This window comes from Pectobacterium peruviense (assembly GCF_003312355.2).
In the GTDB taxonomy this organism is placed as follows: Bacteria; Pseudomonadota; Gammaproteobacteria; order Enterobacterales; family Enterobacteriaceae; genus Pectobacterium; species Pectobacterium peruviense.
In genome coordinates this window covers 2,819,080-2,845,287 of record NZ_CP161826.1, presented here as the reverse complement: position 1 = coordinate 2,845,287, position 26,208 = coordinate 2,819,080, and the positions used below count along the sequence as shown (strand labels likewise).

At 50.8% G+C, this 26,208-nt stretch carries 20 protein-coding genes; 11 read left to right on the top strand and 9 right to left on the bottom strand.

Features of this window, described 5'->3' with window-relative positions; genetic code table 11:
- The first annotated feature begins 223 nt into the window (after positions 1 to 223).
- Genes fruB through fruA form a run of 3 tightly spaced genes read left to right on the top strand, consistent with a single transcriptional unit; the run spans position 224 to position 4,002 of the window.
- Complete coding sequence (gene fruB / locus DUT67_RS12835; protein ID WP_113625747.1) at positions 224 to 1,357, top strand: fused PTS fructose transporter subunit IIA/HPr protein; 1,134 nt, start codon at positions 224 to 226, stop codon at positions 1,355 to 1,357.
- Positions 1,354 to 2,292, top strand: a complete 939-nt coding sequence (gene fruK / locus DUT67_RS12830; protein WP_005967280.1) for a 1-phosphofructokinase — start codon at positions 1,354 to 1,356, stop codon at positions 2,290 to 2,292. The genes fruB and fruK overlap by 4 nt, the downstream gene beginning before the upstream one ends.
- A gap of 18 nt (positions 2,293 to 2,310) precedes the next feature.
- Positions 2,311 to 4,002 carry a PTS fructose transporter subunit IIBC gene (gene fruA / locus DUT67_RS12825; RefSeq protein WP_113631850.1) on the top strand — a complete coding sequence of 564 codons (1,692 nt, stop codon included), beginning with the start codon at positions 2,311 to 2,313 and terminating at the stop codon, positions 4,000 to 4,002.
- A 277-nt stretch (positions 4,003 to 4,279) separates the two neighbouring features.
- Here the strand turns inward: fruA and nfo are convergent, their stop codons facing one another.
- Together nfo and DUT67_RS12815 are read right to left on the bottom strand one after the other, a co-directional pair.
- The gene (gene nfo / locus DUT67_RS12820) at positions 4,280 to 5,125 is read right to left on the bottom strand and encodes a deoxyribonuclease IV (RefSeq protein ID WP_113631851.1); all 846 of its coding nucleotides are present in this window, start codon (positions 5,123 to 5,125) and stop codon (positions 4,280 to 4,282) included.
- Between the two features lie 78 nt (positions 5,126 to 5,203).
- On the bottom strand, positions 5,204 to 6,277 hold the full coding sequence (locus tag DUT67_RS12815; protein ID WP_113631852.1) for a YeiH family protein: 1,074 nt from the start codon (positions 6,275 to 6,277) through the stop codon (positions 5,204 to 5,206).
- 118 nt (positions 6,278 to 6,395) lie between these two features.
- Here DUT67_RS12815 and yieE point away from each other — a divergent pair, with 118 nt between their 5' ends.
- The 4 genes from yieE (at position 6,396) to DUT67_RS12795 (ending at position 12,791) form a co-directional block, all read left to right on the top strand.
- Complete coding sequence (gene yieE, locus DUT67_RS12810) at positions 6,396 to 7,268, top strand: DNA-binding transcriptional regulator YeiE (RefSeq protein WP_113631853.1); 873 nt, start codon at positions 6,396 to 6,398, stop codon at positions 7,266 to 7,268.
- Positions 7,269 to 7,403: 135 nt separating this feature from the next.
- Positions 7,404 to 8,879, top strand: coding sequence for an amino acid permease (locus DUT67_RS12805; protein WP_113631854.1), 1,476 nt, complete (start codon positions 7,404 to 7,406; stop codon positions 8,877 to 8,879).
- Between the two features lie 340 nt (positions 8,880 to 9,219).
- A complete protein-coding gene (locus DUT67_RS12800) occupies positions 9,220 to 11,331 on the top strand; it encodes a TonB-dependent receptor (RefSeq protein WP_113631855.1) in 2,112 nt (703 codons plus the stop codon).
- Positions 11,332 to 11,801: 470 nt separating this feature from the next.
- Complete coding sequence (locus tag DUT67_RS12795; protein WP_113631856.1) at positions 11,802 to 12,791, top strand: 2-hydroxyacid dehydrogenase; 990 nt, start codon at positions 11,802 to 11,804, stop codon at positions 12,789 to 12,791.
- A 385-nt stretch (positions 12,792 to 13,176) separates the two neighbouring features.
- Here the strand turns inward: DUT67_RS12795 and DUT67_RS12790 are convergent, their stop codons facing one another.
- Entirely contained in the window at positions 13,177 to 14,097 is a 921-nt protein-coding gene (locus tag DUT67_RS12790; RefSeq protein WP_223254586.1) for an ABC transporter permease, read from the bottom strand.
- Positions 14,098 to 14,168: 71 nt separating this feature from the next.
- Positions 14,169 to 15,680, bottom strand: a complete 1,512-nt coding sequence (locus tag DUT67_RS12785; protein ID WP_113631858.1) for a sugar ABC transporter ATP-binding protein — start codon at positions 15,678 to 15,680, stop codon at positions 14,169 to 14,171.
- A gap of 266 nt (positions 15,681 to 15,946) precedes the next feature.
- On the opposite strand from DUT67_RS12785, the gene DUT67_RS12780 reads away from it, so the two are divergent.
- The gene (locus tag DUT67_RS12780) at positions 15,947 to 17,035 is read left to right on the top strand and encodes an oxidoreductase (RefSeq protein ID WP_113631859.1); all 1,089 of its coding nucleotides are present in this window, start codon (positions 15,947 to 15,949) and stop codon (positions 17,033 to 17,035) included.
- A gap of 61 nt (positions 17,036 to 17,096) precedes the next feature.
- Here DUT67_RS12780 and DUT67_RS12775 read toward each other — a convergent pair whose 3' ends face one another.
- The 5 genes from DUT67_RS12775 to DUT67_RS12755 all read right to left on the bottom strand — a co-directional run bounded on the left by DUT67_RS12775 (position 17,097) and on the right by DUT67_RS12755 (position 21,484).
- A complete protein-coding gene (locus DUT67_RS12775) occupies positions 17,097 to 17,309 on the bottom strand; it encodes a KTSC domain-containing protein (RefSeq protein WP_048260694.1) in 213 nt (70 codons plus the stop codon).
- Between the two features lie 361 nt (positions 17,310 to 17,670).
- Positions 17,671 to 18,315 carry a glutathione S-transferase family protein gene (locus tag DUT67_RS12770; RefSeq protein WP_113631860.1) on the bottom strand — a complete coding sequence of 215 codons (645 nt, stop codon included), beginning with the start codon at positions 18,313 to 18,315 and terminating at the stop codon, positions 17,671 to 17,673.
- 164 nt (positions 18,316 to 18,479) lie between these two features.
- A complete protein-coding gene (fghA, locus tag DUT67_RS12765) occupies positions 18,480 to 19,340 on the bottom strand; it encodes an S-formylglutathione hydrolase (RefSeq protein WP_113625755.1) in 861 nt (286 codons plus the stop codon).
- Positions 19,341 to 19,379: 39 nt separating this feature from the next.
- Positions 19,380 to 20,501, bottom strand: coding sequence for an S-(hydroxymethyl)glutathione dehydrogenase/class III alcohol dehydrogenase (locus DUT67_RS12760; protein ID WP_048260689.1), 1,122 nt, complete (start codon positions 20,499 to 20,501; stop codon positions 19,380 to 19,382).
- Positions 20,502 to 20,611: 110 nt separating this feature from the next.
- The gene (locus DUT67_RS12755; RefSeq protein WP_048260687.1) at positions 20,612 to 21,484 is read right to left on the bottom strand and encodes a LysR family transcriptional regulator; all 873 of its coding nucleotides are present in this window, start codon (positions 21,482 to 21,484) and stop codon (positions 20,612 to 20,614) included.
- A gap of 703 nt (positions 21,485 to 22,187) precedes the next feature.
- Here DUT67_RS12755 and DUT67_RS12750 point away from each other — a divergent pair.
- The 3 genes from DUT67_RS12750 (at position 22,188) to yeiB (ending at position 26,200) form a co-directional block, all read left to right on the top strand.
- Complete coding sequence (locus DUT67_RS12750) at positions 22,188 to 23,870, top strand: methyl-accepting chemotaxis protein (protein WP_113625757.1); 1,683 nt, start codon at positions 22,188 to 22,190, stop codon at positions 23,868 to 23,870.
- Between the two features lie 354 nt (positions 23,871 to 24,224).
- Positions 24,225 to 24,887, top strand: coding sequence for a GTP cyclohydrolase I FolE (folE, locus tag DUT67_RS12745; RefSeq protein WP_011094252.1), 663 nt, complete (start codon positions 24,225 to 24,227; stop codon positions 24,885 to 24,887).
- Positions 24,888 to 25,024: 137 nt separating this feature from the next.
- Positions 25,025 to 26,200 (top strand): DUF418 domain-containing protein YeiB, encoded by a 1,176-nt coding sequence (yeiB, locus tag DUT67_RS12740; RefSeq protein ID WP_113631861.1) that lies wholly within the window; start codon positions 25,025 to 25,027, stop codon positions 26,198 to 26,200.
- Positions 26,201 to 26,208: the final 8 nt, after the last annotated feature.

Here is a 26,208-nt window from a genome sequence, read left to right as displayed (position 1 = left end):
CATTTGATGATTTTTGTTGGCGGGCAGTGCGTCATCCACGTTAAAATGTGCGTTATGTCAAAATTCTGTTACGTCAGCAGTGTAGAAAGCTTGCATAAATGACGTAATAGAATGAGACTTTTGAAACGTTTCAGCGGGATTTTTTTTGAAACGCCCTAATAATCGACACATTTTTTTCTCACAAAAGCTGAAACGATTCAACATTCAGCAAGAGAGGAGAGCCATGTTCCAGTTGTCACAGCAAGATATTCATTTGGGCGCAGCGGCCAGTAATAAGCAGGAAGCTATCCAGCTTGTTGCTTCAGCACTGACCGATGCCGGGTGCGTTAACGCAGGGTATGTCGACGGCATGCTACAGCGCGAACAGCAAACATCTACCTATTTGGGAAGCGGTATTGCTATCCCTCACGGCACAACTGATACCCGCGATCTGGTATTGAAGACCGGTGTTCAAGTATTTCAGTTTCCTCAGGGCATCGCCTGGGGAGAAGATCAAACCGCTTATGTGGTGCTAGGTATTGCCGCTCGCTCTGACGAGCACTTGGCTTTGCTGCGTCAGCTGACTCACGTTTTGAGCGACGATCGCGTAGCGGCTCGTCTGGCAAGCACTACCTCAGCAGAAGAGCTGCGTAGCTTGCTGATGGGCGAACAGCAATTGGCTGAATTCCGTTTTGACACCTCGTTGATTGCGCTGGATGTGGCGACCGATAATCTGCTGACACTTCAGGCGCTGAACGCCGGTCGTCTTCAGCAGGTCGGTGCGGCTGATGCCAGCTTTGTCAGCACGACCGTCAGCAACAAACCGCTGAATCTGGGACAAGGTGTGTGGTTCAGCGATAGCGCCGTCGGTAACCTCAGCAGCGCGGCTGCGGTGGCACGTCCGGCTGCGCCTTTCAGCGTTGACGGTGAAAACGTGGCCTTGTTGGTGACGGTCGCGGCGGCTGACGATCAGGCTTTTGCGCCTATCGATTACCTGAGCAACTTGCTGATTACGCAAAAAGCGGAACGCCTGCTGACAGCTGATGCTCCGACGCTGCTGGCGCTTTTGACCAGTGACGTACCGGAAGAAAGCGAAGTGCTGACGGCAGAATTTACCATTCGTAACGAACACGGTCTGCACGCTCGTCCGGGCACCATGCTGGTGAACGTGGTTAAACAGTTCACCAGTGAGATTACGGTGACCAATCTGGATGGCACAGGCAAACCGGCAAATGGCCGCAGCCTGATGAAAGTCGTCGCGCTGGGCGTGAAAAAAGGTCACAAACTGCGTTTCACCGCCAGCGGTAGCGATGCGGAGCAAGCACTTGCCGCTATTGGCGACGCGATTACGTCCGGTTTGGGCGAGGGGGCAGCATGAGCAGGAGAGTAGCCACAATCACCCTGAATCCAGCTTACGATCTGGTTGGCTATTGCCCGGAAGTTGAGAAAGGCGAAGTCAATCTGGTTCAGACAGCGGGTCTGCACGCCGCAGGTAAAGGTATCAACGTTGCCAAGGTGCTGAAAGATCTCGGGATTGATGTCACGGTAGGTGGCTTTCTGGGTAAAGACAATCAGGATGGTTTTCAGCAATTGTTCAGCGAGCTGGGCATTGCCAACCGTTTCCAGGTTGTGCCAGGACGTACGCGTATTAATGTCAAATTAACGGAAAAAGATGGCGACGTAACCGATTTCAACTTTTCCGGTTTTGAAGTGACACAGCAAGATTGGCAGCGTTTCGTCAATGATTCGCTGAGCTGGCTCGGGCAGTTCGACATGGTCGCGGTGAGCGGCAGTTTGCCTGCTGGCGTTGATCCTGATGCGTTTACCGACTGGATGTCTCGTCTGCGCACGCAGTGTCCTTGCATTATTTTCGACAGCAGCCGTGAAGCGCTGGTGGCGGGACTGAAGGCCTCTCCTTGGTTGGTGAAACCAAACCGCCGGGAGCTGGAAATATGGGCTGGGCGTAAATTACCTACGCTGGCTGATGTGGTGGATGCCGCTCACGCACTGCGTGAACAGGGTATCGCGCACGTTGTGATCTCTCTGGGTGCTGAAGGCGCACTGTGGGTGAATGCATCTGGCGCGTGGCTGGCAAAACCACCGGCCTGTGATGTGGTAAGTACGGTAGGGGCGGGCGACTCCATGGTTGGGGGGTTGATTTATGGCTTATTAATGCGTGAGTCCAGTGAGCACACTCTGCGTTTGGCTACGGCGGTTTCGGCTCTGGCCGTCAGCCAAAGTAATGTAGGTATTACCGATCGTCCTCAGTTGGCCGCAATGATGGCGCGTGTCGACCTGAAACCCTTTAACTGATACAGCAGGAGACAAACAATGAAAACGCTGCTGATTTTGGATAAATCACTGGGCCTGGCGAGAAGCCAACTGGTGAAGAACCTACTCGGCGCTGCCGCTGCGAAAGCAGGGGTAACGTTTACAGAACATGCCAACGACGCTGAACTGGCGATCGTTCTGGGTGCATCCGCCGCGGCGGACAGCGCACTGAATGGCAAGCAGGTTTATGTCGGTGATATCGAACTGGCTGTTTCACAGCCGGAAGCCTTTTTAGCGAAAGCGCAGGCTGAAGCAACAGCGTACCAAGCTGTCGCGTCAGCTCCCGTTCAGCAACCCGCGGTTGCCAAGCGCATTGTGGCGATAACGGCGTGCCCGACTGGCGTCGCGCACACGTTTATGGCAGCAGAAGCGATTGAAAGCGAAGCAAAAAAACGCGGCTGGTGGGTTAAGGTTGAAACACGCGGCTCCGTTGGCGCGGGTAATGCGATTACTCCAGAAGAAGTGGAACAGGCCGATCTGGTGATCGTCGCTGCGGATATTGAAGTCGATCTGGCGAAGTTTGCTGGTAAGAAGATGTATCGCACCTCGACTGGGCTGGCATTGAAGAAGACGGCGCAGGAATTAGACAAGGCGCAGGCTGAGGCTAAAGTGTATCAGCCATCCGGACAATCCAGCTCGGCAAGCGCGAGCGAGTCTGGTCAGAAAGGCGGAGCAGGCCCATATCGTCACCTGTTGACCGGCGTGTCTTACATGCTGCCGATGGTGGTAGCGGGTGGTTTGTGTATCGCACTGTCGTTTGTCTTTGGTATTGAAGCCTTTAAACAGGAAGGTACGCTGGCCGCAGCGCTGATGAAGATCGGCGGCGGCTCTGCCTTTGCGTTAATGGTGCCAGTTCTCGCGGGCTATATCGCTTTCTCCATTGCGGATCGTCCAGGTTTAACGCCGGGTCTGGTTGGTGGGATGTTGGCGGTAAGTACAGGAGCGGGCTTCCTTGGCGGGATTATTGCCGGTTTCCTGGCAGGTTATATTGCCAGAGCGATCAACAATAAACTGATTCTGCCGCAAAGTTTGACTGCGCTAAAACCGATCCTGATCATTCCGCTGTTCGCTACGTTGATCACCGGTCTTATCATGATTTACGTCGTCGGTACGCCAGTTGCGAAAATCCTGACAGGCCTGACAGGCTGGCTGCAATCCATGGGCACGGCGAATGCGGTGATTCTGGGTGCGATTCTGGGCGCGATGATGTGTACGGATATGGGCGGACCAGTTAACAAAGTTGCCTACGTATTCGGCACGACCTTGCTCAGTAGCCAGATTTACGCACCGATGGCCGCCGTCATGGCTGCGGGTATGGTGCCACCGTTGGCGATGGGTCTGGCAACCGTGCTGGCAAGCAAGAAATTTAACCCGACCGAGCGTGAAGGGGGCAAAGCCGCGTTTGTGCTGGGCCTGTGCTTTATTTCCGAAGGGGCGATTCCTTACGCCGCGCGTGATCCAATGCGCGTTCTGCCTTGCTGTATCATTGGCGGGGCACTGACCGGTGCACTGTCTATGGCGGTGGGCGCTAAGTTAATGGCACCACACGGTGGTCTGTTCGTACTGTTGATTCCTGGTGCGATTACCCCGGTCATCGGCTATCTGTTAGCGATCATTGCGGGAACGGCGGTAGCTGGTGTGCTGTACGCCTTGCTGAAGCGCTCTGATGAACAACTGGCGAAAGCCGCGTAAGTCTTATTATCGTTACAAATTTCACGATGCAGGCGAGCGGGAAAGTTAACCGTCATGCCTGCAAATTGAAGAAAGCGTAATGCCATAACACAAGGATGTGGATGAGATAGCGCCAGTTGGTATTCACCAACTGGCGCTTTTTTTATGTATATACTCGTCATACTTCAAGTTGCATGTGCGTTGGCTACGTTCATTCACCCGAATCACTTACTTGAGTAAGCTCATCGGGATTCCCTCTCTTGCCGCCTTCCTGAAACTTGAATTATTTAGAGTATAATCAGCACTGGGCTTCAGACTTGAGCCAGGCGATTTCGTCGGCCCAGATGTCGGGATTGACTGTTTCCAGAATCATCGGAATACCGTCAAAACGGGTGTCTTTCATGATGTAGCTGAAAGCGGTTTTGCCGATGTTGCCTTCTCCTAGGCTGTGGTGTCGGTCAACCCGGCTGCCGAACGCGCTTTTCGCATCATTCAAATGCATTCCGCGTAGATAGCGGAACCCAACAATGCGATCGAACTCAGCAAAGGTTGCTTCACAATCCGCTTCTGTTCGCAGATCGTAACCGCCAGCGAAGGCGTGGCAGGTATCTATACAGACGCCAACACGGCTTTTATCTTCCACGCCATCAATGATGGCCGCCAGATGTTCAAAGCGAAAACCCAGGTTGCTGCCTTGTCCGGCTGTATTTTCAATCACTGTGGTAACGCCAGTTGTTTCCGCCAGTGCGATGTTAATGGATTCGGCAATACGTGCCAGACAGTCCGCTTCCTCGATCTGTTTCAGGTGGCTACCGGGGTGAAAGTTCAGCAAGCTCAGCCCAAGCTGCTGGCAGCGGGACATTTCATCAATAAACGCGATACGTGATTTCTCCAGCGCTTCGCCGTCCGGATGACCCAGATTAATCAAATAGCTGTCGTGGGGCAGAATCTGTGCCGACGTATAGGCGTACTGTTCACACGCGGCTTTAAAACGGTCAATGACCTCTGCACTGAGTGCAGCAGCCTGCCATTGACGCTGATTCTTGGTAAATAAAGCGAAAGCGGTCGCCTTTATCTCATGCGCGCGAATCACGGCCTGATCGACACCGCCTGCTGCGCTAACGTGCGCTCCGATGTATTTCATGTTGGTCTCCTCGATAACGAAGACATTATGGCATCGCCATATGGGTTAATCAGACGTTAATGGGTAAATAATTTATCGTTAGCTGAATAAATGCTCGAAGAGCAGGTTGATTCCCGCACCACCGATCACCAGCCAGATAAATAGAATAAGTGCCAGCAGCAGCGGTTTTGCTCCTGCCTGACGGATAGCACTGAATTGGGTCGTCAGGCCCAGTGCAACCATCGCCATCGTCAGTAGCACATTATCAAGTTGAACTAACTGGGTGACGAGTGTCGGAGAAAGTAGCGGGAAAGAATTGAAAGCGGCGACGGCAATGAATCCTAAGGCAAACCACGGGAACATCAGTGGAACAGTGTCTTCCGTATCAGTTTTTTGCGTCGTTTTTTTCAGAAAGAATCCGAGTATGAGAAGGAAAGGGGCCAGCATCATTACGCGTAGCATTTTGCTGATAACGGCGATGTTTTCCGTCTCGCCATCGACGGCATGTCCAGCAGCAACGACCTGAGCAACTTCATGTATCGTTGAGCCAAAATACAGGCCGACGATCTGCGGTGTGACCTCAATCCAGTGATGTTCGAGGTTGAGCTGATAGATCCACGGATACAAAAACATGGCTGTCGTACCGAATATCACCACGGTGGAAACCGCGACAGCAATCGCATTGCTAGACGCTTTGACGACGGGGGCTGTTGCCATTATCGCCGCCGCGCCGCAGATGCTGCTGCCAGCACCAATGAGAATCACAGTCTCATTGTCGAGCTTCAGCCAACGCTTGCCAATCCAGCAGGCGAGCAAAAATGTTAGCGTGACGACGGTAAGATCGACGGCGATACCCGTAAAGCCGACGGCAGCAACTTGCTGAAAGCTGAGACGAAAACCATAAAGTATGATGCCCCAGCGGAGTAAGTGCTGCTTGGCCCACTGCACACCGGGATCGCACAGAGGATGAATTCGCGGATAAACGCTATTCCCCAGCACGATCCCAGTTAGGATCGCTAATGTCAGTGAGCCGGGTCCCCAGTGGGCGATTTTCGGAATATTTGCCAGCCAGAGAAGTGAAAAAGTTATTAAACTTACTAACAACAGGCCAGGTAATCGCGCTTTTGCTCCATTGGGTGGTGCTATCGCTTGTAATGTCGCAGGAAGAGCCATGGGTTTGGTGCCTATTCTGACCGTACCGAATTGAGAAGCCAGCTTATAATCCATGAGATTAAAAGAGAAATTGATTATATATTTATAACCTATAAGTATTTCAGATAAAGAGCGCACTATGCATATCACGTTACGTCAACTGGAAGTCTTTGCCGAAGTCCTGAAAAGTGGTTCAACGACACAGGCCTCCGTTGTGCTTTCACTTTCTCAATCGGCAGTCAGCGCCGCTCTGGCGGATTTAGAAGGGCAGTTGGGGGTTCAGCTTTTCGATCGCGTGGGTAAACGTCTGGTTGTTAATGAGCATGGCCGTCTGCTGTACCCCAAGGCGCTGGCATTGCTTGAACAGTCGATAGAAATTGAGCAGCTCTTCCGGCGCGATAATGGAGCACTGCGTATTTATGCCAGCAGTACTATTGGCAACTATCTATTGCCTGCGATGATTGCCCGCTATCGCCATGACTACCCTGAAATTCCGCTGGAACTGCATGTCGGCAATACGCAAGATGTGATCACCCGCGTGTCTGAATTTAGTGTCGATTTGGGCTTGATCGAAGGTCCTTGCCATCACCCTCATTTAATTACGCAGCCCTGGCTGGAAGATGAACTGGTGGTATTTTGTTCTCCCGAGCATCCGCTCAGCCGGGGGACGGTATCATTAGCGGCGCTGGCGGATGCCCACTGGATCCTGCGTGAACGGGGTTCAGGCACGCGTGAAGTGCTGGATCATCTGTTGTTGACGCACCTGTCACATTTCCATCTGGTGATGGAATTAGGTAATTCGGAGGCAATTAAACATGCGGTTCGCCATGGAATTGGTATCAGTTGCCTGTCACGGCATGTGATTGCGGAACAGCTGGCGTCAGGCTCGTTGGTGGAATTGAAGGTGCCGTTGCCTAAACTCACGCGGACGCTGTATTTGGTACACCATCGACAGAAACATCTTTCAAATGTGTTGCAGCGTTTCCTGAGTTATTGCTGTGAAACGCCGTAGTGAAAATATTTTCTGCTGCTAATAATCGGGCGTGAGTTATTAAGCTCTCTTATAACTCGACGATCTTAACTATCCAGTACAACGCTATTTGCTACAATCCCGCCTCGATTTTTAGCACGAGCACGCAGGATAACAATGGCTCAGCACGATATTCAACAAACTACACAGGGCGCACCGACCCTGCGCCGTGAACTGAAAGCGCGGCATTTAACGATGATCGCCATTGGCGGATCGATTGGTACCGGGTTATTTGTCGCTTCTGGTGCGACGGTTTCACAAGCGGGTCCTGGTGGCGCACTCCTGTCTTATGCCCTGATTGGGCTGATGGTTTACTTCCTGATGACGAGCCTAGGCGAACTGGCGGCATTCATGCCAGTTTCTGGTTCATTTTCTACCTACGGATCTCGCTATGTTGAGGAAGGTTTCGGCTTCGCATTGGGCTGGAACTATTGGTACAACTGGGCTGTGACCATTGCGGTCGATCTGGTCGCTGCGCAACTGGTGATGGGATATTGGTTCCCTGAAGTCTCCGGTTGGATCTGGAGCGCTTTGTTTCTGGCGCTGATGTTCCTACTTAATTACATTTCCGTGAAAGGGTTTGGCGAAGCCGAGTATTGGTTCTCACTGATTAAAGTGACGACGGTCATTATTTTCATTGCGGTGGGTGTGATGATGATTACGGGCATCATGAGCGGTGCGGAAAATGCTGGATTCCACAACTGGGAGATTGGCGATGCACCGTTTGCTGGTGGCTTCTCCGCCATGATCGGCGTGGCGATGATCGTGGGTTTTTCTTTCCAGGGAACGGAACTGATCGGTGTGGCTGCAGGGGAATCCCAGGAACCGAGCAAAAACATTCCGCGTGCCATCCGTCAGGTTTTCTGGCGTATCCTGCTGTTTTACATCTTCGCGATTCTGATTATCAGCTTAATCATTCCGTATACCGATCCGAACCTGCTGCGTAATGATGTGAAAGACATTACGGTGAGTCCGTTCACGCTGGTGTTTGAGAATGCGGGTCTGTTGTCTGCCGCTGCGGTTATGAATGCGGTCATCTTGACGGCGGTGTTGTCGGCGGGTAACTCCGGGATGTACGCCTCGACGCGTATGTTGTTTACGCTGGCATCGGAAGGTAAAGCGCCGCGTATTTTCGCTAAGCTGTCAAAAGGGGGCGTGCCGCGTAATGCGCTGTATGCAACAACCGTGGTGGCGGCGTTATGCTTCCTGTCTTCTCTGTACGGCAACCAAACGGTTTATCTGTGGTTGCTGAATACCTCGGGTATGACCGGCTTTATTGCCTGGCTGGGGATTGCGATCAGCCATTACCGTTTCCGTCGCGGCTATGTGATGCAAGGCCACGATCTGAACCGTTTGCCTTATTTATCGCGTTTCTTCCCGCTTGGTCCGATCTTTGCGTTTGTGCTCTGCCTGATTATTACGCTGGGGCAGAATTATCAGGCGTTTCTGCAAGACAACATCGACTGGTATGGCGTCACGGCGACGTATATCGGCATTCCTTTGTTCTTTCTGATTTGGTTCGGCTATAAGCTGTATCGTGGAACGGGTTTCATCAAATATCAGGATATGACGTTCCCGGATCATAAAGATTAGATCGTAAGAATGCAGTAACGGGCGACTCCCTGATGGGCGTCGCCTTTTTTATTACTTTTTTTCTGTTTCACCCTCGCGCTTCACGCTTCCCTTCATGTTGATGTGTTGATTTAAATCAAATTTATTCACCTTGATTTGTCGGGTTATTTTGCATTAACTCGATTTAATAATTGTTTTTTTAATTTAATTGTTTGTTTTTAATGAATAAATAACTGTGTGATTTTGATTTTTATTGCGCATGTAAATGATTTTAATTTTCATTTACAATTATTATTTGCTCATTACAATGTGTTCAACAAAAAAACTCAATGTAAATTATTCGTTTTGAGGACACAGACGCATGGCAATAAATATAAGAAAATCGGTGGCATTGGCTCTGGTTACCATGGCAACGACACCCGTTATCGCCGCACAGGACGATACGATGGTCGTGACGGCTTCAGCAATTCAGCAGAGTTTGAAAGATGCCCCAGCAAGTATCTCTGTCATTACCGCTGAAGACTTACAGCGTGACATCGGCAAGTCCGCCACCGATCTGGCAGACGTGCTTGACCAAGTTGCAGGGATATCAAAAGGAATTGGCACCGATGTCAGTTCTGGCATCCAGATAAGGGGTATGCCAGCTGCTTATACATTGCTATTGGTTGATGGAAAACGTGTTGGTTCAAGTAATGGCGTCAAAACGACTCAGCAAAACTATTTTGACGATATTAACTGGATCCCCGTTGAATCCATTGAACGTATTGAAATCGTCCGTGGCCCGATGTCCTCTCTTTATGGCTCCGATGCTATGGGTGGGGTGGTGAATATCATCACCAAAAAGAATACCCAAGATTGGAACGGTTCCTTGACGGTAGGCACCCGCCAGCCGGAAGAATCGAATCGTGGTGATACCACTAGCTACACCGCGACGCTTGGTGGGCCGCTGGGCAATGGTTTTTCCATGCGATTAAATGGCTCATGGAATAAGAGAAACGCTGATCATACTGATACCTCCGCCCTGCGTTTTGGCTCTGGCCTTGAAGGAAAAAAACGCTATAACTATGGCGCTGAACTGACATGGGACATTAATGACAACCATCAAATCAGCGTCGGTGCGATTAAAGGTAAGGAACAAGGGATTCAGGGCACGACGGCATCGGGGAATGTTGTGAATTTGCGTGGTATCAGCGAATTGGAACGTGAAAACTATTCTTTTGATTATCGCGGGCTGTTTGATTTTGGCAGTGCAAAATTCTCCGCGTATCAGAACAAATACGAAAACTTTGCCAGCAATGTGCCGATCGTCTCGAACAACGTAACCATTGGCTCGCAAGATACTAATTTGTGGAATAAAGACCAGATTTTTGAAGGAAGTATCAGCATTCCTTTTGAGCTGCTTTTCACCCAGAACATCACATTTGGTGGGCAGTGGATGAAGGAGGAAATGTATAATCCTCGCTCCCTGGGTTCGACAGCAGGAACGTCAACTTACGGTTCACATTCTGGCCGTGCCATCAGTAAAGGGGCATTTGTTGAAGATCAGATCGATCTGATGGATGACCTGTCTCTGACATTGGGGTTGCGTTACGACGATACTAAGTACGGTAGTCAGACTACCCCTAGATCCTACCTGGTCTATCAAGCCACGGATCATCTCACGTTGAAAGGGGGCTATTCAGAAGGCTTCAAGGCACCGTCAATTCGTCAAGCGAGCTTAGGCTTCATTGAAACGTCGCAAGGCGCAGGTTGTAATGGGTATGCGGATTATACGGGCGGTGGATGCTACACCACGGGGAACGACAATCTGCAACCAGAAACATCAGAGAACTGGGAAATTGGCGCATTATTTGATTATAACAATTGGAATGCTGGGCTGACGTTCTTTGATAGCCGTTTTAAGAACAAGCTAGCTACTGCACCTGTTGGTTATATCGCGGGTGACACCTCCGGACGCTATTGGTTAGAGCGTGTTAACCTCGATTCTGCTCGTACTCAGGGTATTGAAGGGAATCTGGATATTCCTCTGGTTAGCGAACCTGTAAGCCCTTGGCTGAACAAATTAACGCTGCGCAATAGTTTTACGCGCATGATTAAAGCGGAAGACGGCAAAGGTGTGATGCTGGTGACAACACCTAAATTGACCACGTATTCCTCTCTGGATTGGGCGGTTGATGAGAAGTTGAGTTTTGCGTTATCTGCGCATTATTACGGTAAAATGCTGGGGCTTAACAGCGCTGCGGATCAGGCGTCGCGTAGCTCGACAGCGACTGCCAGAATCCGTAATTCCTACTTCATTTATGGTTTGTCCGGCCAGTACCGTGCGACTAAGAACCTGAAATTTAACGCTGGAGTGGATAACTTGTTTGATAAAGACCCAGTGTCAGCAAGCCCGTCAGGTAACGCAACGAGTGGTAATAATTATTATGTCCCAGGAAGGACATTCTATGCGTCTATGACGGCATCGTTCTAAGTTGAAACACGGTTAAACCTGTCAGTTCTTCCTTGCCGGCCAGTTGGCCGGCATTGTTTGTTAGGGCTGATATTCCTGCAATAAACTCCGTAATACATCGACAAAACCAACTGTCTATGACGCGTTTTACCGAGTCTCTGTTCTACACTACCTCTTTCTAAGCACCCTGACCTTATATCCATCAATATATATCGATACGACTCGATTTATTTTTTGTGATATTTCTGAATATTGATGATAACAATGTCGATGAATGAAATTCATTATATTAGGTATTGTTAATTGCTTTAATGCTGACTACGCTTCAGGTTACGGAGTGATGGATTTCCGATGAGGCAGGAAGTGTAACGTTATTAATACGTTCGTTGTCTTGTGTCATACAGAGAATTTAATTCATTATTTTTGTATGAGAATACCTGTCGTGATTGCCGACTGCGGAACCCTTGATATCTGCAATCGGAGATCAGTGTATGAATAGCAACCAGGGCGCGATGATGTTAAAAATTACCTTTTTGGATAAGGGCTCACTGCCTGAAACCATTTTCCTGAAAAAGACAAGTTTTAGGCGTCCACAATGTCGCCATGAATGGATTGAATATAGCTATACCTCACCCGATCAAGTTATCGCCCGAGCAAAAGACACCCACGTTATCATCACAAATAAAACGCTATTAACGCGAGAGACCTTAGCCGCGCTGCCTGCGCTGAAGCTGATTGCCGTGACGGCAACAGGAACCGACAATATCGATCTTGCGGCGGCTAAAGAACTGGGGATCACGGTCAGAAACGTACCGGGCTACTCGACGCAAGCTGTGTCCGAGCACGTTATTGCCATGATGTTCGCGTTGAAGCACAGCCTTATGGCATGGTATCGCGATCAGTTGGGCGATCGCTGGGCCAGCCAGTCGCAATTTTCTTACTTTGATCATCCGGTCAAGGATATCGCAGGCGCTACGCTGGGCATCGTCGGTGCGGGCACGATTGGACGGGAAGTTGCGCGTCTGGCTCAGGCGCTGGGGATGAAGGTGATTTTTGCCGAACACCGAGGGGTGTCACAGTGTCGTGCTGGATATCTGCCGTTTGAGGAGGTTCTGCGGCTGGCGGATGTGATTTCGCTCAACTGCCCGCTAAATGCGAGCACGCAGCATTTGATTAATTCAGAGACGCTCGCGTTGTGTAAGCCAACCGCGTTTATTATTAACACCGCCAGAGGCGGGCTGATTGACGAGAACGCGCTGGCAGCCGCATTGCACCAGCGTGGTATTGCTGGCGCAGCGCTAGACTGCCTGACGCAGGAGCCGCCGGAAAAAGACAATCCGCTGATGGTCGCGGCAAAAGCCCTGCCTAATCTTCTGATTACTCCGCATATCTCCTGGACGTCCGCCTCATCGCTGCAATTGTTGATGGAAAAGACGGTTGAAAATATTGATGAGTATGTTCAGCAGAACGGACATAAATAATAAGGTGTAATTTGATTTCGCCGGGTATGAGGGAATATTGCCCGGCAGCGAAAATATGATATTCATCAATTTTAATTCATTACTAAAATTGAACGTTTCATCCGGTTGAACTTTTCACTATCGATGGTCTGCGTCATTCTCACTATATCTACCGTGAATAAAAGTGTTTCAGGTCATATGCAAAGCCAAAGTATTCTCATTTGTGATTATTCTGATTCATCTCTTTGTTGTGTGAGGGAGTATTTATTTATTAATAATAACGTCAGGAAATAATAGAGCGAATGCAGTGATAGTTATTGGTGGCACAAAACGATTTAATCAGGGACGGCGTGGATGGGGGGGAATCCGCCCCTAATTCGGATGAATGGGGCGGAAGCAAGAAGTGTCAGCGTTTCTGGATATACGTCATTGCCAGCGCGAGCGCCAGAACCAGACCTTTGATAATATCCATGGCGTAATAAGGTACGGAGAGCATTACTAGACCATTCTGCAATACGCCAAGAATGACGGCACCGAGCAGCGTACCCAGTGCGTTTGGTTTGCCGGACCCTGCTAGCGAGAAACCGATGTAGGCTGCGGCAACGGCATCCATTAAATAGCCGCCCCCTGCATTGACCTGTGAAGAACCGATACGTGAGGCGAGTAAGATGCCACCCAGCGCTGCGAGCAATGAAGAGAACACATACGCCTGTACCCGATAACGCGCTGTGCGGATGCCCGCCAGTCGAGCGGCTTCTGGGTTGCCGCCGATGGCATACATCCGACGACCGTGCTTGGTAAGGGACAGATACAGCTGCACCAGCACCGTTACCGTCAGCATGATGACAACAATCACAGGCACCTGGCCCAACGTGGCAAAGAACTCAGGAATGACACCTTCCGCCATTTCGCCGCTGGGCAGCACCATGTTTTGCGTGATGGAACCGCCATAGCTGTACGTCATCGCCACGCCTTGAATAACGAACAGACTGGCGAGCGTTGCGAGCATATCGGGAATCTTCAGCACGACGATGAGAAAAGCGTTGAATAGCCCGACCAGCGTACACAGCAGGAGCGTCAGGACAATCGCGCCGGTGGTGCCGAATCCATGCCAGACAAAAAGGGAAATAACCAGTGCGTTGGCCAACGAGGCTGTTGATCCTACGGAAAGGTCAAATCCGCCTACGGACAGTGAAATGGAGACGCCAATCGCAATCACCGTGACGATGGCGATAGAGCGCAAAATATTGATGATGTTATAGGGGTCGAGAAAATTTTCCGACGCGAGTCCAAAGAGTGCAATCAGCGCGACGACGGTAATCAGCATGCCCCACTTATAGAGAAACTCGAAAACGTGGTGACGGAAGGGGATCGCCCCGTTAGATGAAAGTGGGTGACTCACGCGGGAGTTCCTCCAGTTGAATATAAAAGTAGGGTTTCTTCGTCAATCTCAGCAGCGTTCAGTTCTGCAACAATTCGGCCATCCCATAGCACGCAGATGCGATCGCAAAGCCCGACAAGTTCGGAAAACTCGCCCGACGCATAGATGATACCTTTGCCCTGTCGGGCGAGGCCGTCAATCAACGTGAACAGATCCTGCTTGGCCTTGATATCAACGCCTTTGGTGGGTTCATCAAAAATCAGAACATGTGCTTCACTGCGTAGCCACTTGCCGATGGCCACTTTTTGTTGATTCCCACCCGACAGGCGCGCGAGCTTTTGCGCTGGGCCAGTGGTGCGAACGGCAAGCTGCTCAACAATCTGTTTCGCCCAGCGCAATGCCTTGCCACGGCTGAATACACTCCAACGGGAAAAGCTGTCGGTGGCGGTGATGCTAAGATTCATGGTGACAGATTCATCAATAAAAATGCCTTCCTTGCGCCGTTCTTCAGGCACTAGCGCCAGACCTTGCTCGACGGATTGGTGAGGCGAATGCGGTTGCCAGGGTTTGCCACGATATTCTCCCTGCGCGATCTGGCAGGGCTCTGCGCCGAACAGCGCTTTGCACAACTCGGTTTTACCCGCACCGGCCAGCCCAGCAATGCCCAGAATTTCCCCTTTGCGTAGTGTGAGCGAGATATTGTGCAGCAGCGTCTCGTCGTGCAAACCGGTGACCTGAAGCAGCGTCTCTTCTGAAGGTGCGGTACGGCGTGGTGGGAAGATATCGTCAAGCCGATGCCCCAGCATTCTCTCTACAATCTCTTCGCCGCTTAGTCCCTGCATCGCGCCGCTGCTGACAAACTCGCCGTCACGTAAAACGGTCAACGTATCGCAGATTTCGCTCAGTTCATGAATACGGTGGGAAATAAACACGATCCCGATGCCATCAGCCTGTAAGCGGCGAACCACTTGAAAGAGACGCGCGCTTTCAGCCTGATCCAGCGGAGCGGTGGGTTCATCTAAAATCAGGAAGCGACACTCGTGGGATAATGCGCGGGCGAGCAGGATTTGCTGTTTTTCAGCTAACGAGCAGGTATCCAGACGTTGGCGAACATTAAGGTGAACGCCAAGCTGGTCAAGCAATGCCTGTGCCTGACGGTATATCTGCGGCCAACTCAGTAGATGCCCGTCCTGCGCCAGCGTATCCAACATAATGTTTTCCGCCACGGACAGCGTGGGAACCAGCGCGACATCGACTTCCTGTTGCACCAGATGAATGCCGTACCGCTTGGCATCGCGTGGCGAATGGACACCGACCTGCTTGCCATTAATCAGAATATCGCCCTGATAGTGATCGTAAGCACCTGACAGGATCGTCATCAACGTGGATTTACCTGCGCCGTTTGCGCCAGTCAGAGCATGAATCGAACCACCTTCCAGTGTGAAATTAACCTGCTTGAGGGCGTGGAAACCAGAAAAGGAGATGGAAATGTTGTGCATTTCCAGTCGGCTTTGGGAGGTAGCGGTCATGGTCGGTGATGCTCTTGGCGGTCAAGGTCATGAAATAACGGAAAAGAAAGGTAGCATACATCCCAGAGAATTTAATACAGCTTCACGTGTTTGAGAGTCGTAGGCTATGAACGAAAAGGCATAAATTAAATAAAAAAGTTCTTAATCAGCCGCAGGCAAGTGAATAAGATGGGATTATCAACACGGTAACGCAACAGATTCAACTACCAGGCAAACATAAGATAAGAGCCGTGCTCAAGATAAGGGGCGGCGAGGAATGTTCAAACATGCACACAACGACTGTTCGCGTACAGGTTGGCCCTGCCAACTATTTTTCCTTCCCCGGCGCTATCGATAAGTTGCTGGAGTTTTACCCGCCAGAGGTGCTGAAAAACGCGCTGTGGATTTACGGTGAGCGGGCGATCGCCGCGGCTCGGCCCTATTTACCAACCGAATTCGAGGCACCTTCAGCCCGACGCGTTCAGTTTAGTGCGCATTGCAGTGAGGGAGAAGTCGCAAAACTGGTGGCGCAAGCGGGCGATGAATGTCAGGTCGTCATTGGTGTCGGCGGTGGGGCCGTGCTGGATACCGCGAAGGTCGCTGCGCGTCATATCGGCGTGCCGCTGGTGGCCATTCCGACTATAGCGGCAACCTGTGCAGCCTGGACGCCGCTGTCTGTCTGGTATAACGATGCTGGACAAGCACTGCGCTTTGAAATTTTCACCGATGCCAACCATCTGGTACTGGTAGAACCACGGATTATGCTGGCGGCTCCGGTGGAATACCTACTGGCTGGGGTCGGTGATACGCTGGCGAAGTGGTATGAGGCCGTGGTTCTCAGTCCCCAGCCTGAAACGCTGCCTCTTTCTGTTCGTCTGGGCTTACAGACTGCGCTGGATATCCGCAATGTCTTGTTGCAACAAAGTGCGGCTGCGTTAGAAGCCGTCAAACGTGGCGAGTTGACGCAGGATTTTCTGGATGTGGTGGATGCGATCATTGCCGGGGGCGGCATGGTTGGCGGGTTGGGAGAGCGATACACTCGCGTGGCGGCGGCGCATGCGGTTCATAACGGTTTAACGGTGTTGCCGCAAACCGAACGCTTTCTGCATGGTACGAAAGTGGCTTATGGCATTCTGGTGCAAAGCGCCTTGTTGGGCGATAGTGAAACGTTGCTCCAGTTGACAGCGGCGTTTAAGGTGTTTGGTTTACCAACCTCGCTGGCTGAGTTGGATGTGGATATTCACGACCGCGCTGCGCTTCAGGCCGTGATTGCTCGTACTTTGCAAGCGGGGGAATCCATTCATTATCTGCCACTGGCGCTAAATGAAGACGTCTTGCTGGCAGCGTTTAACACCGTTGAGTCGAGCAGGGAATAAATCGTAGGGAAGAGGCGGAGAGAATTCTCCGCCCTTAAAGACTATTCTTTATCTTTAAAAACTACTGTGTTTTCTCGTAGGGGAATGAATTTTTGATATAGCTGGCGTAGTAACGGTACTTCGTTTTGCTTGCCATCAGCTCTTCATAAATCATGCGTGCTACACCGTTGTACAGATAGATGCTTCCGTTCAGTAACTCGACTTCTAACTGACTCTTTTCTGCATCGTATCCGACTGAAAACAACTCTGTTGATGAAACTCGTTTTCTCTGCAAAATTAATCACTCCCAACGTATCAATACCGCATCCTGACGATATACCACCTTTCGAGCCTTCTAGCCATATCGTGTTATATACCCGTAATACTTCAAGCTGCATGTGCGTTGGCTGCGTTCAAATACTCAGCCCGTCGTGGGCCTCGGCCTAAAGGGCCAACGTTTTGCGTTGTTCAAAATGCTAACGCTTGATCCTGCAACTCGAGTTATTTGGGGTATAGCTCGAAATATATCTGTGTTAGATAGCAGCATATCTTTATTAGATCATGAATAATCAGTAAACGCTCACAGAATTTCTGCTCTATCGCTTATCAGGTGGCCTGTTGTTCGTTGTCGATGAGGGGATATCCCGATCGCACTGTTAATCCTGAGCAAGCGCTCGTTGAAATGCGGGCTGGCTTTCTATCCGCTCAATGTATTGCTGAATATGTGGGTAGCGGCTGAAATCGAGACGCGTTTTCGCCAAAATCAGCGGCACGGCCATTTGGATATCGGCACCGCTTAATGACTCTCCTGCAAACCAGTCTTGTTGACTCAGATGCTGTTCGATGAACTGAAGCTGAATAGTCAATCGCGGTACAATAAAGGCCTGCTCAATACTTTGCACAATTTTGCGTGCTATCGGGCGGATGAAAAACGGCATCGGTGCGGATTCTGTTTTCGCCAATACCAAACGCATCACCAGCAACGGCATGAACGAACCTTCAGCAAAATGCAGCCAGAAGCGATAATCCAGCAGCGCTTGCCCGCTCTGTGGGCGAAGTCTGCCATTGCCGTAAGTCTCAATCAGGTATTCCACGATGGCTCCGGATTCGGCAATGGTCAATTCGCCATCGGTAATCACTGGCGATTTCCCTAGCGGGTGAATCTGTTTGAGTGATGCTGGAGCGCTAAACGTTTTGGGGTCACGCGCGTAACGAATGATTTCATAGTCAACGCCTAGCTCTTCCAACAGCCAGGTCGCGCGGGTCGAACGGGATTTATCGAGGTGATGAACGTGTATCATCCGTTGCTCCTTTTTGTTTGTCTTGGTTCCGGTAATGGGGGCGGGGCAGGTGTGTAATCGAATATTTTAATGCGACTGCGTTCTAACAGGAAAGAGAAACAGCGCTCAGGGCGTACCTGAGCGCTGTTCTCAACGAGATAAGCATAGCACCATAATGCGAACAACTATCGTGCGGACAACGCTTCTTCAAACAAATACTGAGCGTGGAAGCGCAGGTGATCTTCGATGAAACTGGCGATGAAGAAATAGCTGTGATCATAGCCGGACTGTGTCCGCAGTGTCAGCGGCCACGCATACTGGCTTGCCAATTCTTCCAGTTTTGCGGGTTGTAACTGGTCGGGGAGAAACTGATCGCAATCGCCCTGATCGACCAATATTGGCAGTTTCTTCTGACTATTTGCCAGCAAATGGCAACTGTCATACTGCAACCACTGTGTTTCATCCTCGCCGAGGTAAGCGGTAAGCGCTTTACGCCCCCACGGAACCTGACTTGGGTTAACGATCGGTGCGAACGCCGATGCAGACAGGAATTGTTCTGGGTTACGCAGCGCCAGCATCAGCGCACCGTGGCCGCCCATCGAATGTCCACTGATGGACTGGCGGTTATTCACGTTAAAATGCTGCTGGATCAGCGCCGGCAATTCCGTGCTGATGTAGTCATACATCCGATAGTGTGCCGCCCAGGGAGCCTGAGTGGCATTCACATAGAATCCCGCACCCTGACCCAGATCGTACCCAGCATCATCCGCGACGCCATCGCCGCGTGGGCTGGTGTCCGGCATCACCAGAACCAGACCCAGCTCGGAGGCAACGCGCTGTGCGCCTGCTTTCGTCGTAAAGTTTTCGTCGTTACAGGTTAACCCAGACAGCCAGTAAAGCACGGGCGGTGGGGTGTCATCCTGTGTCGGTGGCAGATAAATGCTGAACGTCATGGCGGTGTTCAGCGTTTCTGACACATGGCGATAGCGCTGTTGCCAGCCGCCAAACATACGGTGTTCTTCCAGCAGTTCCAGTGATGAGTTCATCGCTGTACAGCCTCCTTTTTATTCCTGACAGTGGCGCAATTAACCGAAATGAATCACAGAGCGAATCGATTTGCCTTCGTGCATCAAATCGAATGCAGTGTTGATGTCGTCCAGCCCCATGGTGTGGGTGATGAAGTCATTCAGCGGGAATTCGCCTTTCAGGTAACGATCGACAATGCCCGGCAGTTCGCTACGGCCTTTCACGCCGCCGAAAGCAGAACCGCGCCATACGCGACCGGTTACCAGTTGGAACGGACGCGTTGCGATTTCTTCGCCCGCACCTGCCACACCGATAATGATGGATTCACCCCAGCCTTTATGGCAACACTCTAGTGCGGAACGCATGACGTTAACGTTACCGATACACTCGAAGGAGAAGTCCACGCCGCCATCGGTCAATTCAACAATGACGTCCTGAATAGGCTTATCGTAATCTTTCGGGTTAAGCAGATCGGTGGCACCCAGTTTACGTGCCAGATCGAATTTGCTGGTGTTGAGATCGATACCAATGATGCGACCTGCACCAGCCATTTGCGCGCCGATAATCGCCGACAAGCCAATGCCGCCGAGGCCAAAAATAGCAACCGTATCGCCTGCTTTAACTTTTGCGGTATTCAGCACGGCACCCATACCGGTGGTGACGCCACAACCCAGCAAGCAGACTTCTTCCAGTGGCGCTTCTTTATTCACTTTCGCCAGTGAAATTTCAGGCACGACAGTGTGCTCGGCGAAGGTGGAGGTTCCCATGTAGTGGAAAATCGGCTGACCATTTTTAGAGAAACGGGTGGTGCCGTCTGGCATCAAGCCTTTGCCCTGCGTGGAGCGAATAGCCTGACACAGGTTTGTTTTGCCGGAGCGACAGAATTTACATTCGCCACATTCCGGAGTGTAAAGCGGAATGACGTGGTCGCCAACGGCAACGCTAGTCACGCCTTCGCCAATCGCTTCCACAATCCCGCCGCCTTCATGGCCGAGAATCGCTGGGAATACACCCTCAGGATCTTTACCTGACAGCGTATAGGCATCCGTGTGGCATACGCCAGTGGCGACGATGCGCACCAGTACTTCACCTTTCTGAGGTGGCATTAGATCCACTTCTTCAACCGACAGAGGTTGGTTTGGACCCCAGGCGATGGCGGCGCGGGTTTTAATCATTTGCATGGTGGTGGCTCCTAATGGCATACCGTTATGGATTGTAAGTTGACTGATAGGACGTCGATGTTCATCACTATGTCGTCTCTATTAAATGGTGCTTTGCTGAAAATAAATGTTCATTCCGACTGAGCGGATTGCTCAATAATGAGCTTTTTAAGCGCCTCGACATTCGGGCCGAAAGCGTCGCGCCGCCATACCAACCAGGTTGATGCGGTTGCGATATCGGGTGGTAATTCATGTACCTGAACGCGTGCGCTTGCGGACAGTGATTCGAGGACGGCATAGGGCAGCATAGCCAGTCCAGCACCGCTGGCTACACAGGCAAGCATGGCGTGATATGAGTGGATTTCCATGATGGTGCCGGGCACCACGCCATCCTGGCGAAACCAGTTTTCTAAGCGTTTTCTGTAGGAACAGCTGGGGCGAAAGGCAAACAGCGTATCGTGACTGGCATCTCGTGCATGGGTAATCGGCGAGTGCGAAGGATCGGATATCAGCACTAATCGTTCCGCAAAACATGAACAACCATTCAGTTCATCGTACACGACGGGGCCATCGACTAACGCCGCTGCCAGCGTTCCTGCCCGAACGCGCTCGATGATTTCCCCTGATGTACCGGTATTCAGGGACAGCGAGACATTAGGGTAGCGCTGATGGTAAGCCGCTAATAGCGTAGGCAAGCGGGTTGCCGCCGTACTTTCCATCGAGCCTAACGAGAAATTACCTGCGGGTTCACCCGTGCGCGTCATGCTGATCGCTTCCTCACTGAGCGCCAAAATGCGCTGTGCATAGCACAAGAAATTGTGCCCGATCGGCGATAAACGCAGACGCTGTTTCTCCCGAATAAATAGGTCGGTGCCTAGCTCCAGCTCTAGCTGGCGTAACCGCGTGGTTAGATTTGAGGGCACCCGATGAAGCTGTTCAGCGGCGCGTGCGACGGATCCCGTTTCGGCGACGAGACAGAACATGCGGAGTTGGGTCAAATCCATAACTTTCTCTTTTTGTAATGAACTGATGTTTGATTATTCACTTTTTGTGAAGTGTAGCGGCAAGCTGTGCATTTCGCAACTGGTGTGGAACACGCAGATAGCGAACGCAACCTAAATCTGGCGCGTTGAAACATGCCTGAATGATGAAAATTACGGGCGTAATTATCATCAAGATTAATATCTGGATTTAGAAAATGTAGAAAGCGATAAAATGATCGCGGCCTGAATTAATAGCACCACAATCAACTATTGCAGCGAATAGGGGCATATTTCCTAGCAGAAGAGACTCGAATGAAAAAATAAGAATAATCACAGAAAAATAAAATCGTATTTCCTCCTGACACAATAGCGAAGGAGGGAAAATAAATAGACAATTAAAATAAACAGTTAAATGTATAAGTAAATAGTTGTAACTGAGCAATAGCCAAAAACTATCGCAATTCTTCATTTTGATCGCATTTGTTGATGCAAGGGCGTAAAGTGCCCGGCTAAAGTGCCGATAATGTTAATGTATGGTAGGAATACCTTATCGTTATTGTAAGGAAGTGTATCTTTTGGTCATTAAAGGAAAATAACTCTAACTAATGAGAGTCTTAGCTCTTCATTAAATGACGTAACACCCGGCGTATTTCCAATTAAAAATGTGCAGCCATCTTGTAGAAAGCGCAGAGGAAAATCGCCAGATAATTTATAGGAGTCTTCTGTGAATTTTTTAAAAAATATCACCATCAGGGCAATGCTTTTAACAATATTGGGGCTGTTTTTGGTTGTTTGGGGTGGAGCATCTTTCTTTACCTCTACCTCATTAAGCAGCATGACTAAACTATTGGAGTCCGGCGAAGCTCAGCGTAAAAACGTAGAGATGCTGGTAAAAGGCAATGACCAGTATTTTCGTACGGTTACTCGCTTGTTGCGTTCGATGGATTTTCAGCAAACGGGCGAAACTGCGGAAGCAGAAAAAGTATTTACGTCAGCAACAGCGGCGTTTAAAAACACATCAGATCAACTGGCTGTGTTTAAAGCTGCTGGACATGTCGGCGTCGATAAAGAAACAGCAGACAATATGATCGCGGCGTGGACACAATTGCTGGATAACGGGTTGACGCCAATGCTGAATGCCGCGCGTGATAATCGTCAGGAGGAGTTTCGTCAGCTTTTCCGCAAAGCGTACCCACCGCTGAGTGTGGCGTTTGGCGGCAATATGGAAAAATATCAGACTGCGATTATGTCGTCGTCAGAGACGTCAATGGATGAGGTCTACGGCCTGGTTGATTGGAGTAATCGTATTCTGCTGGGCGCGGCGGTTCTTGGGCTGCTTATCCTGCTGTTGACGGATCGCTATCTGGTTCACTATCTGGTCAAACCGCTAAATATGATCAAAGGCTATTTCCAGGTTCTGGCAGCCGGGCAGCTCGGTCACCCGCTTGACGAGTTTGGTCGTAACTGTGCTGGGCAATTGATCCCTTATCTGAAAGAGATGCAGGGAAGTCTGGTTAATACGGTTTCCATCATCCGCGACAGCTCTGCATCGATTCATCAGGGCTCGAGTGAGATCAAAAGCGGCAACAACGATCTGTCCGCACGCACCGAACAGCAGGCAGCCGCACTGGAACAGACTGCTGCCAGTATGGAAGAACTGAGTGCGACGGTGAAACAGAATGCCGATAACGTTCATCAGGCGACGAAGCTAGCGCAGGACGCTTCTGTAGCGGCGAAAAAAGGCGGTGAGGTCACGGCAGATGTAATGGCGACGATGGCGAGTATTACGACAAGCTCGAAGAAAATTGCAGACATCACCAGCGTGATCAACGGTATTGCCTTCCAGACCAATATTCTGGCGCTGAATGCGGCAGTAGAAGCAGCCAGAGCGGGTGAACAAGGTCGCGGCTTTGCGGTCGTTGCGGGTGAAGTCCGTAATCTGGCGCAGCGCAGTGCTCAGGCGGCGAAAGAAATTGAAAGCCTGATTGCGGAATCCGTTCAACGCGTCAACATGGGATCTAATCAGGTCACACAGACTGGCGAAGCGATGGATTCCATCATTTCTGCGATTACCCGTGTGAACGATCTGATGGGTGAAATTGCATCGGCGTCGGATGAACAGAGTCGCGGTATTAGCCAAATTGGTCTTGCTGTTACCGAGATGGATGGCGTTACGCAACAGAACTCCGCGCTGGTTCAGGAATCTGCCGCCGCCGCTGCATCTCTGGAAGATCAGGCTCGTCAGTTGACTGAAGCTGTATCGGTGTTCCAACTGTCGGCCGCAGAGGCACCTCGTCGTCCTCAACAGCATCTGGCGGAGAAAGCGCCAGCAGCGCAGAAACCGATGTTACTCGCGGCCGCTGGCGGTAAGAAAGGCAACGCCAACGACAACTGGGAAACCTTCTGATAATTTCATGACAAACGGCATCGGGACAATGACGGCCGCAAAAATCAGGTAATTCATCGTTAAAAGCACTGGGATTATTTTCTCAGTGCTTTTTTATTTATCGCTGAACATTTATTACTGAACATTGGTGACTGGGGCATCTATTCACTACTGAATGGGGTTTCTGAGTGTATACGAGCTGGTACGCGTTACTACGCACGGGCGCACCCGCTGCGTTTGATAACTTGAATCTATTTCAACAATCATGACATACAATCGCTGGATAATCGTTACTCTCTCAACTAGAGTGTTGACGGCGCTAGGGTCTGACCGAGACCGAGCGATAGGCATAGCTACACCTGCAGGAGAATAATAATGTCATCACTAAGTAAAGAAGCCGTTATGGTGCACGAAGCGTTGCTGGCTCGCGGTCTGGAAACGCCGCTGCGCGGGGCGTTGTTGGATCGGGATACGCGTAAGCAACGTATTGCCGAGCATATGACGGAAATTATGAATTTGCTGAGCCTCGATCTGGGCGATGACAGTCTGGCTGAAACACCGACGCGTATCGCCAAAATGTACGTTGATGAAATATTCTCCGGTTTGGACTATGCCAACTTTCCCAAAATCACCATCATTGAAAACAAAATGAAGGTCGATGAAATGGTCACCGTGCGCGATATCACACTGACCAGCACCTGCGAACACCATTTCGTAATGATCGATGGGAAAGCTACGGTGGCATATATTCCAAAAGATGGCGTCATTGGCCTGTCGAAGCTCAACCGAATCGTTCAGTTTTTCTCTCAGCGCCCTCAGGTGCAGGAGCGCTTAACGCAACAGATTTTGGTCGCACTGCAAACGCTGTTGGGAACCAACAATGTTGCGGTCTCGATTGATGCGGTGCACTACTGCGTGAAGGCTCGCGGTATTCGTGATGCGACTAGCGCCACGACCACGACATCGCTCGGCGGGCTGTTTAAATCCAGCCAGAACACGCGTCAGGAATTCTTGCGCGCGGTACGTCACCATAATTAAGCCCCTCTTATTGGCGATGATGAAGGAAATACACGTTGTCATCGCCACATTGATCGCCGCTAAATCAGTAAGCATCTTCGCTTTTTCCCCGTCTGTGCATACAATCGCTACTTCGATGCTTTGAAAATGTAATTTGTATGCCTTCTCACACTACACCGTCACCTCATTTGCCACCCTCGCGGATCGTTGCGCTAGATTTCGCGCGTGGCATCGCTATTTTGGGCATTCTACTGCTGAATATTACGGCGTTTGGTTTACCGCACGCGGCATACCTGAACCCGGCCTGGCAGGGACAAGCGACATTATCTGATGCTTTAACCTGGGCGGCGATGGATCTGATCGCGCAGGCGAAATTCCTGACGCTATTTTCTCTTCTTTTTGGTGCGGGGTTACAGCTTCTACTTTCGCGGGGGAAGCGCTGGGTACATGCACGCCTGTTCTGGTTGATGGTCATCGGGCTGATTCACGCCATTTTTCTGTGGGATGGCGACATTTTGCTCGACTATGCGCTGATTGGGCTGGTGTGCTACGGCATGATTCGCCATGCGGAGAGCAGCCGATTGCTAATGCGTACTGGGGCGGTTCTGTATCTGGTGGGGATCGGCGTGTTGTTTGTGCTGAGCCAGATTCTGAGTCTGCAACCGGGGAGATTCTGGCTGCCAGGTATGGCGGATGTCACCTATGAGGCTTACTGGCGGGCGTTAGGTGGACCGGTAGCGTGGGGAAATCGCGTTGATCTGCTAACAGAAAGCCTGTTATCACTGGGCGTACAGTACGGCTGGTTACTGGCGGGATCGATGTTGCTAGGCGCAGGGTTGATGCGCAGCGGCTGGTTGAAAGGTGAGTTCAGTACAGCCCATTATCGTAAGGTTGCCCTGTGGCTGATCCCGCTGGGCGTGGCAATTAACAGTATCGGCGTAGTGGGACAGTGGCTGGTGGGCTGGGAGTATCGCTGGAGCGGGCTGTTATTGCAGATCCCACGTGAGTTGAGCTCACCCTTACAGGCGATAGGGTATCTTGCGTTGTGCTATGGATTTTGGGCCACGCTGTGTCAGTGGCGCATCACATATTGGATTACAAATATCGGGCGTATGGCGCTAACCAACTATTTGCTGCAAACGCTGATTTGCGTGGCGTTGTTTAACCAGCTTGGCCTGTTTATGGCCTTCAGCCGCCTGCAACTGCTGGCGCTGGTTCCCGCTATCTGGGCCGTCAATCTGGTCTTTTCCCACTACTGGCTACGCTATTTCCGTCAGGGGCCGCTCGAATGGCTGTGGCGTAAACTCACCAATGCGATAGGCAAAGCCGCGTAGAAAAATAC

Excerpts from the sequence above, each read along its gene's own strand:
- DUT67_RS12780 (WP_113631859.1), top strand. The coding sequence starts at position 15,947 with ATGCACACAACGACTGTTCGCGTACAGGTTGGCCCTGCCAACTATTTT.
- DUT67_RS12800 (WP_113631855.1), top strand. The coding sequence starts at position 9,220 with ATGGCAATAAATATAAGAAAATCGGTGGCATTGGCTCTGGTTACCATG.
- DUT67_RS12790 (WP_223254586.1), bottom strand. The coding sequence starts at position 14,097 with ATGCTGATTACCGTCGTCGCGCTGATTGCACTCTTTGGACTCGCGTCG.
- fghA (WP_113625755.1), bottom strand. The coding sequence starts at position 19,340 with ATGAACTCATCACTGGAACTGCTGGAAGAACACCGTATGTTTGGCGGC.
- fruK (WP_005967280.1), top strand. The coding sequence starts at position 1,354 with ATGAGCAGGAGAGTAGCCACAATCACCCTGAATCCAGCTTACGATCTG.
- DUT67_RS12785 (WP_113631858.1), bottom strand. The coding sequence starts at position 15,680 with ATGACCGCTACCTCCCAAAGCCGACTGGAAATGCACAACATTTCCATC.
- DUT67_RS12755 (WP_048260687.1), bottom strand. The coding sequence starts at position 21,484 with ATGGATTTGACCCAACTCCGCATGTTCTGTCTCGTCGCCGAAACGGGA.
- fruA (WP_113631850.1), top strand. The coding sequence starts at position 2,311 with ATGAAAACGCTGCTGATTTTGGATAAATCACTGGGCCTGGCGAGAAGC.
- yieE (WP_113631853.1), top strand. The coding sequence starts at position 6,396 with ATGCATATCACGTTACGTCAACTGGAAGTCTTTGCCGAAGTCCTGAAA.
- DUT67_RS12805 (WP_113631854.1), top strand. The coding sequence starts at position 7,404 with ATGGCTCAGCACGATATTCAACAAACTACACAGGGCGCACCGACCCTG.
- DUT67_RS12770 (WP_113631860.1), bottom strand. The coding sequence starts at position 18,315 with ATGATACACGTTCATCACCTCGATAAATCCCGTTCGACCCGCGCGACC.
- DUT67_RS12795 (WP_113631856.1), top strand. The coding sequence starts at position 11,802 with ATGAATAGCAACCAGGGCGCGATGATGTTAAAAATTACCTTTTTGGAT.
- fruB (WP_113625747.1), top strand. The coding sequence starts at position 224 with ATGTTCCAGTTGTCACAGCAAGATATTCATTTGGGCGCAGCGGCCAGT.
- yeiB (WP_113631861.1), top strand. The coding sequence starts at position 25,025 with ATGCCTTCTCACACTACACCGTCACCTCATTTGCCACCCTCGCGGATC.
- DUT67_RS12815 (WP_113631852.1), bottom strand. The coding sequence starts at position 6,277 with ATGGCTCTTCCTGCGACATTACAAGCGATAGCACCACCCAATGGAGCA.
- nfo (WP_113631851.1), bottom strand. The coding sequence starts at position 5,125 with ATGAAATACATCGGAGCGCACGTTAGCGCAGCAGGCGGTGTCGATCAG.
- DUT67_RS12760 (WP_048260689.1), bottom strand. The coding sequence starts at position 20,501 with ATGCAAATGATTAAAACCCGCGCCGCCATCGCCTGGGGTCCAAACCAA.
- folE (WP_011094252.1), top strand. The coding sequence starts at position 24,225 with ATGTCATCACTAAGTAAAGAAGCCGTTATGGTGCACGAAGCGTTGCTG.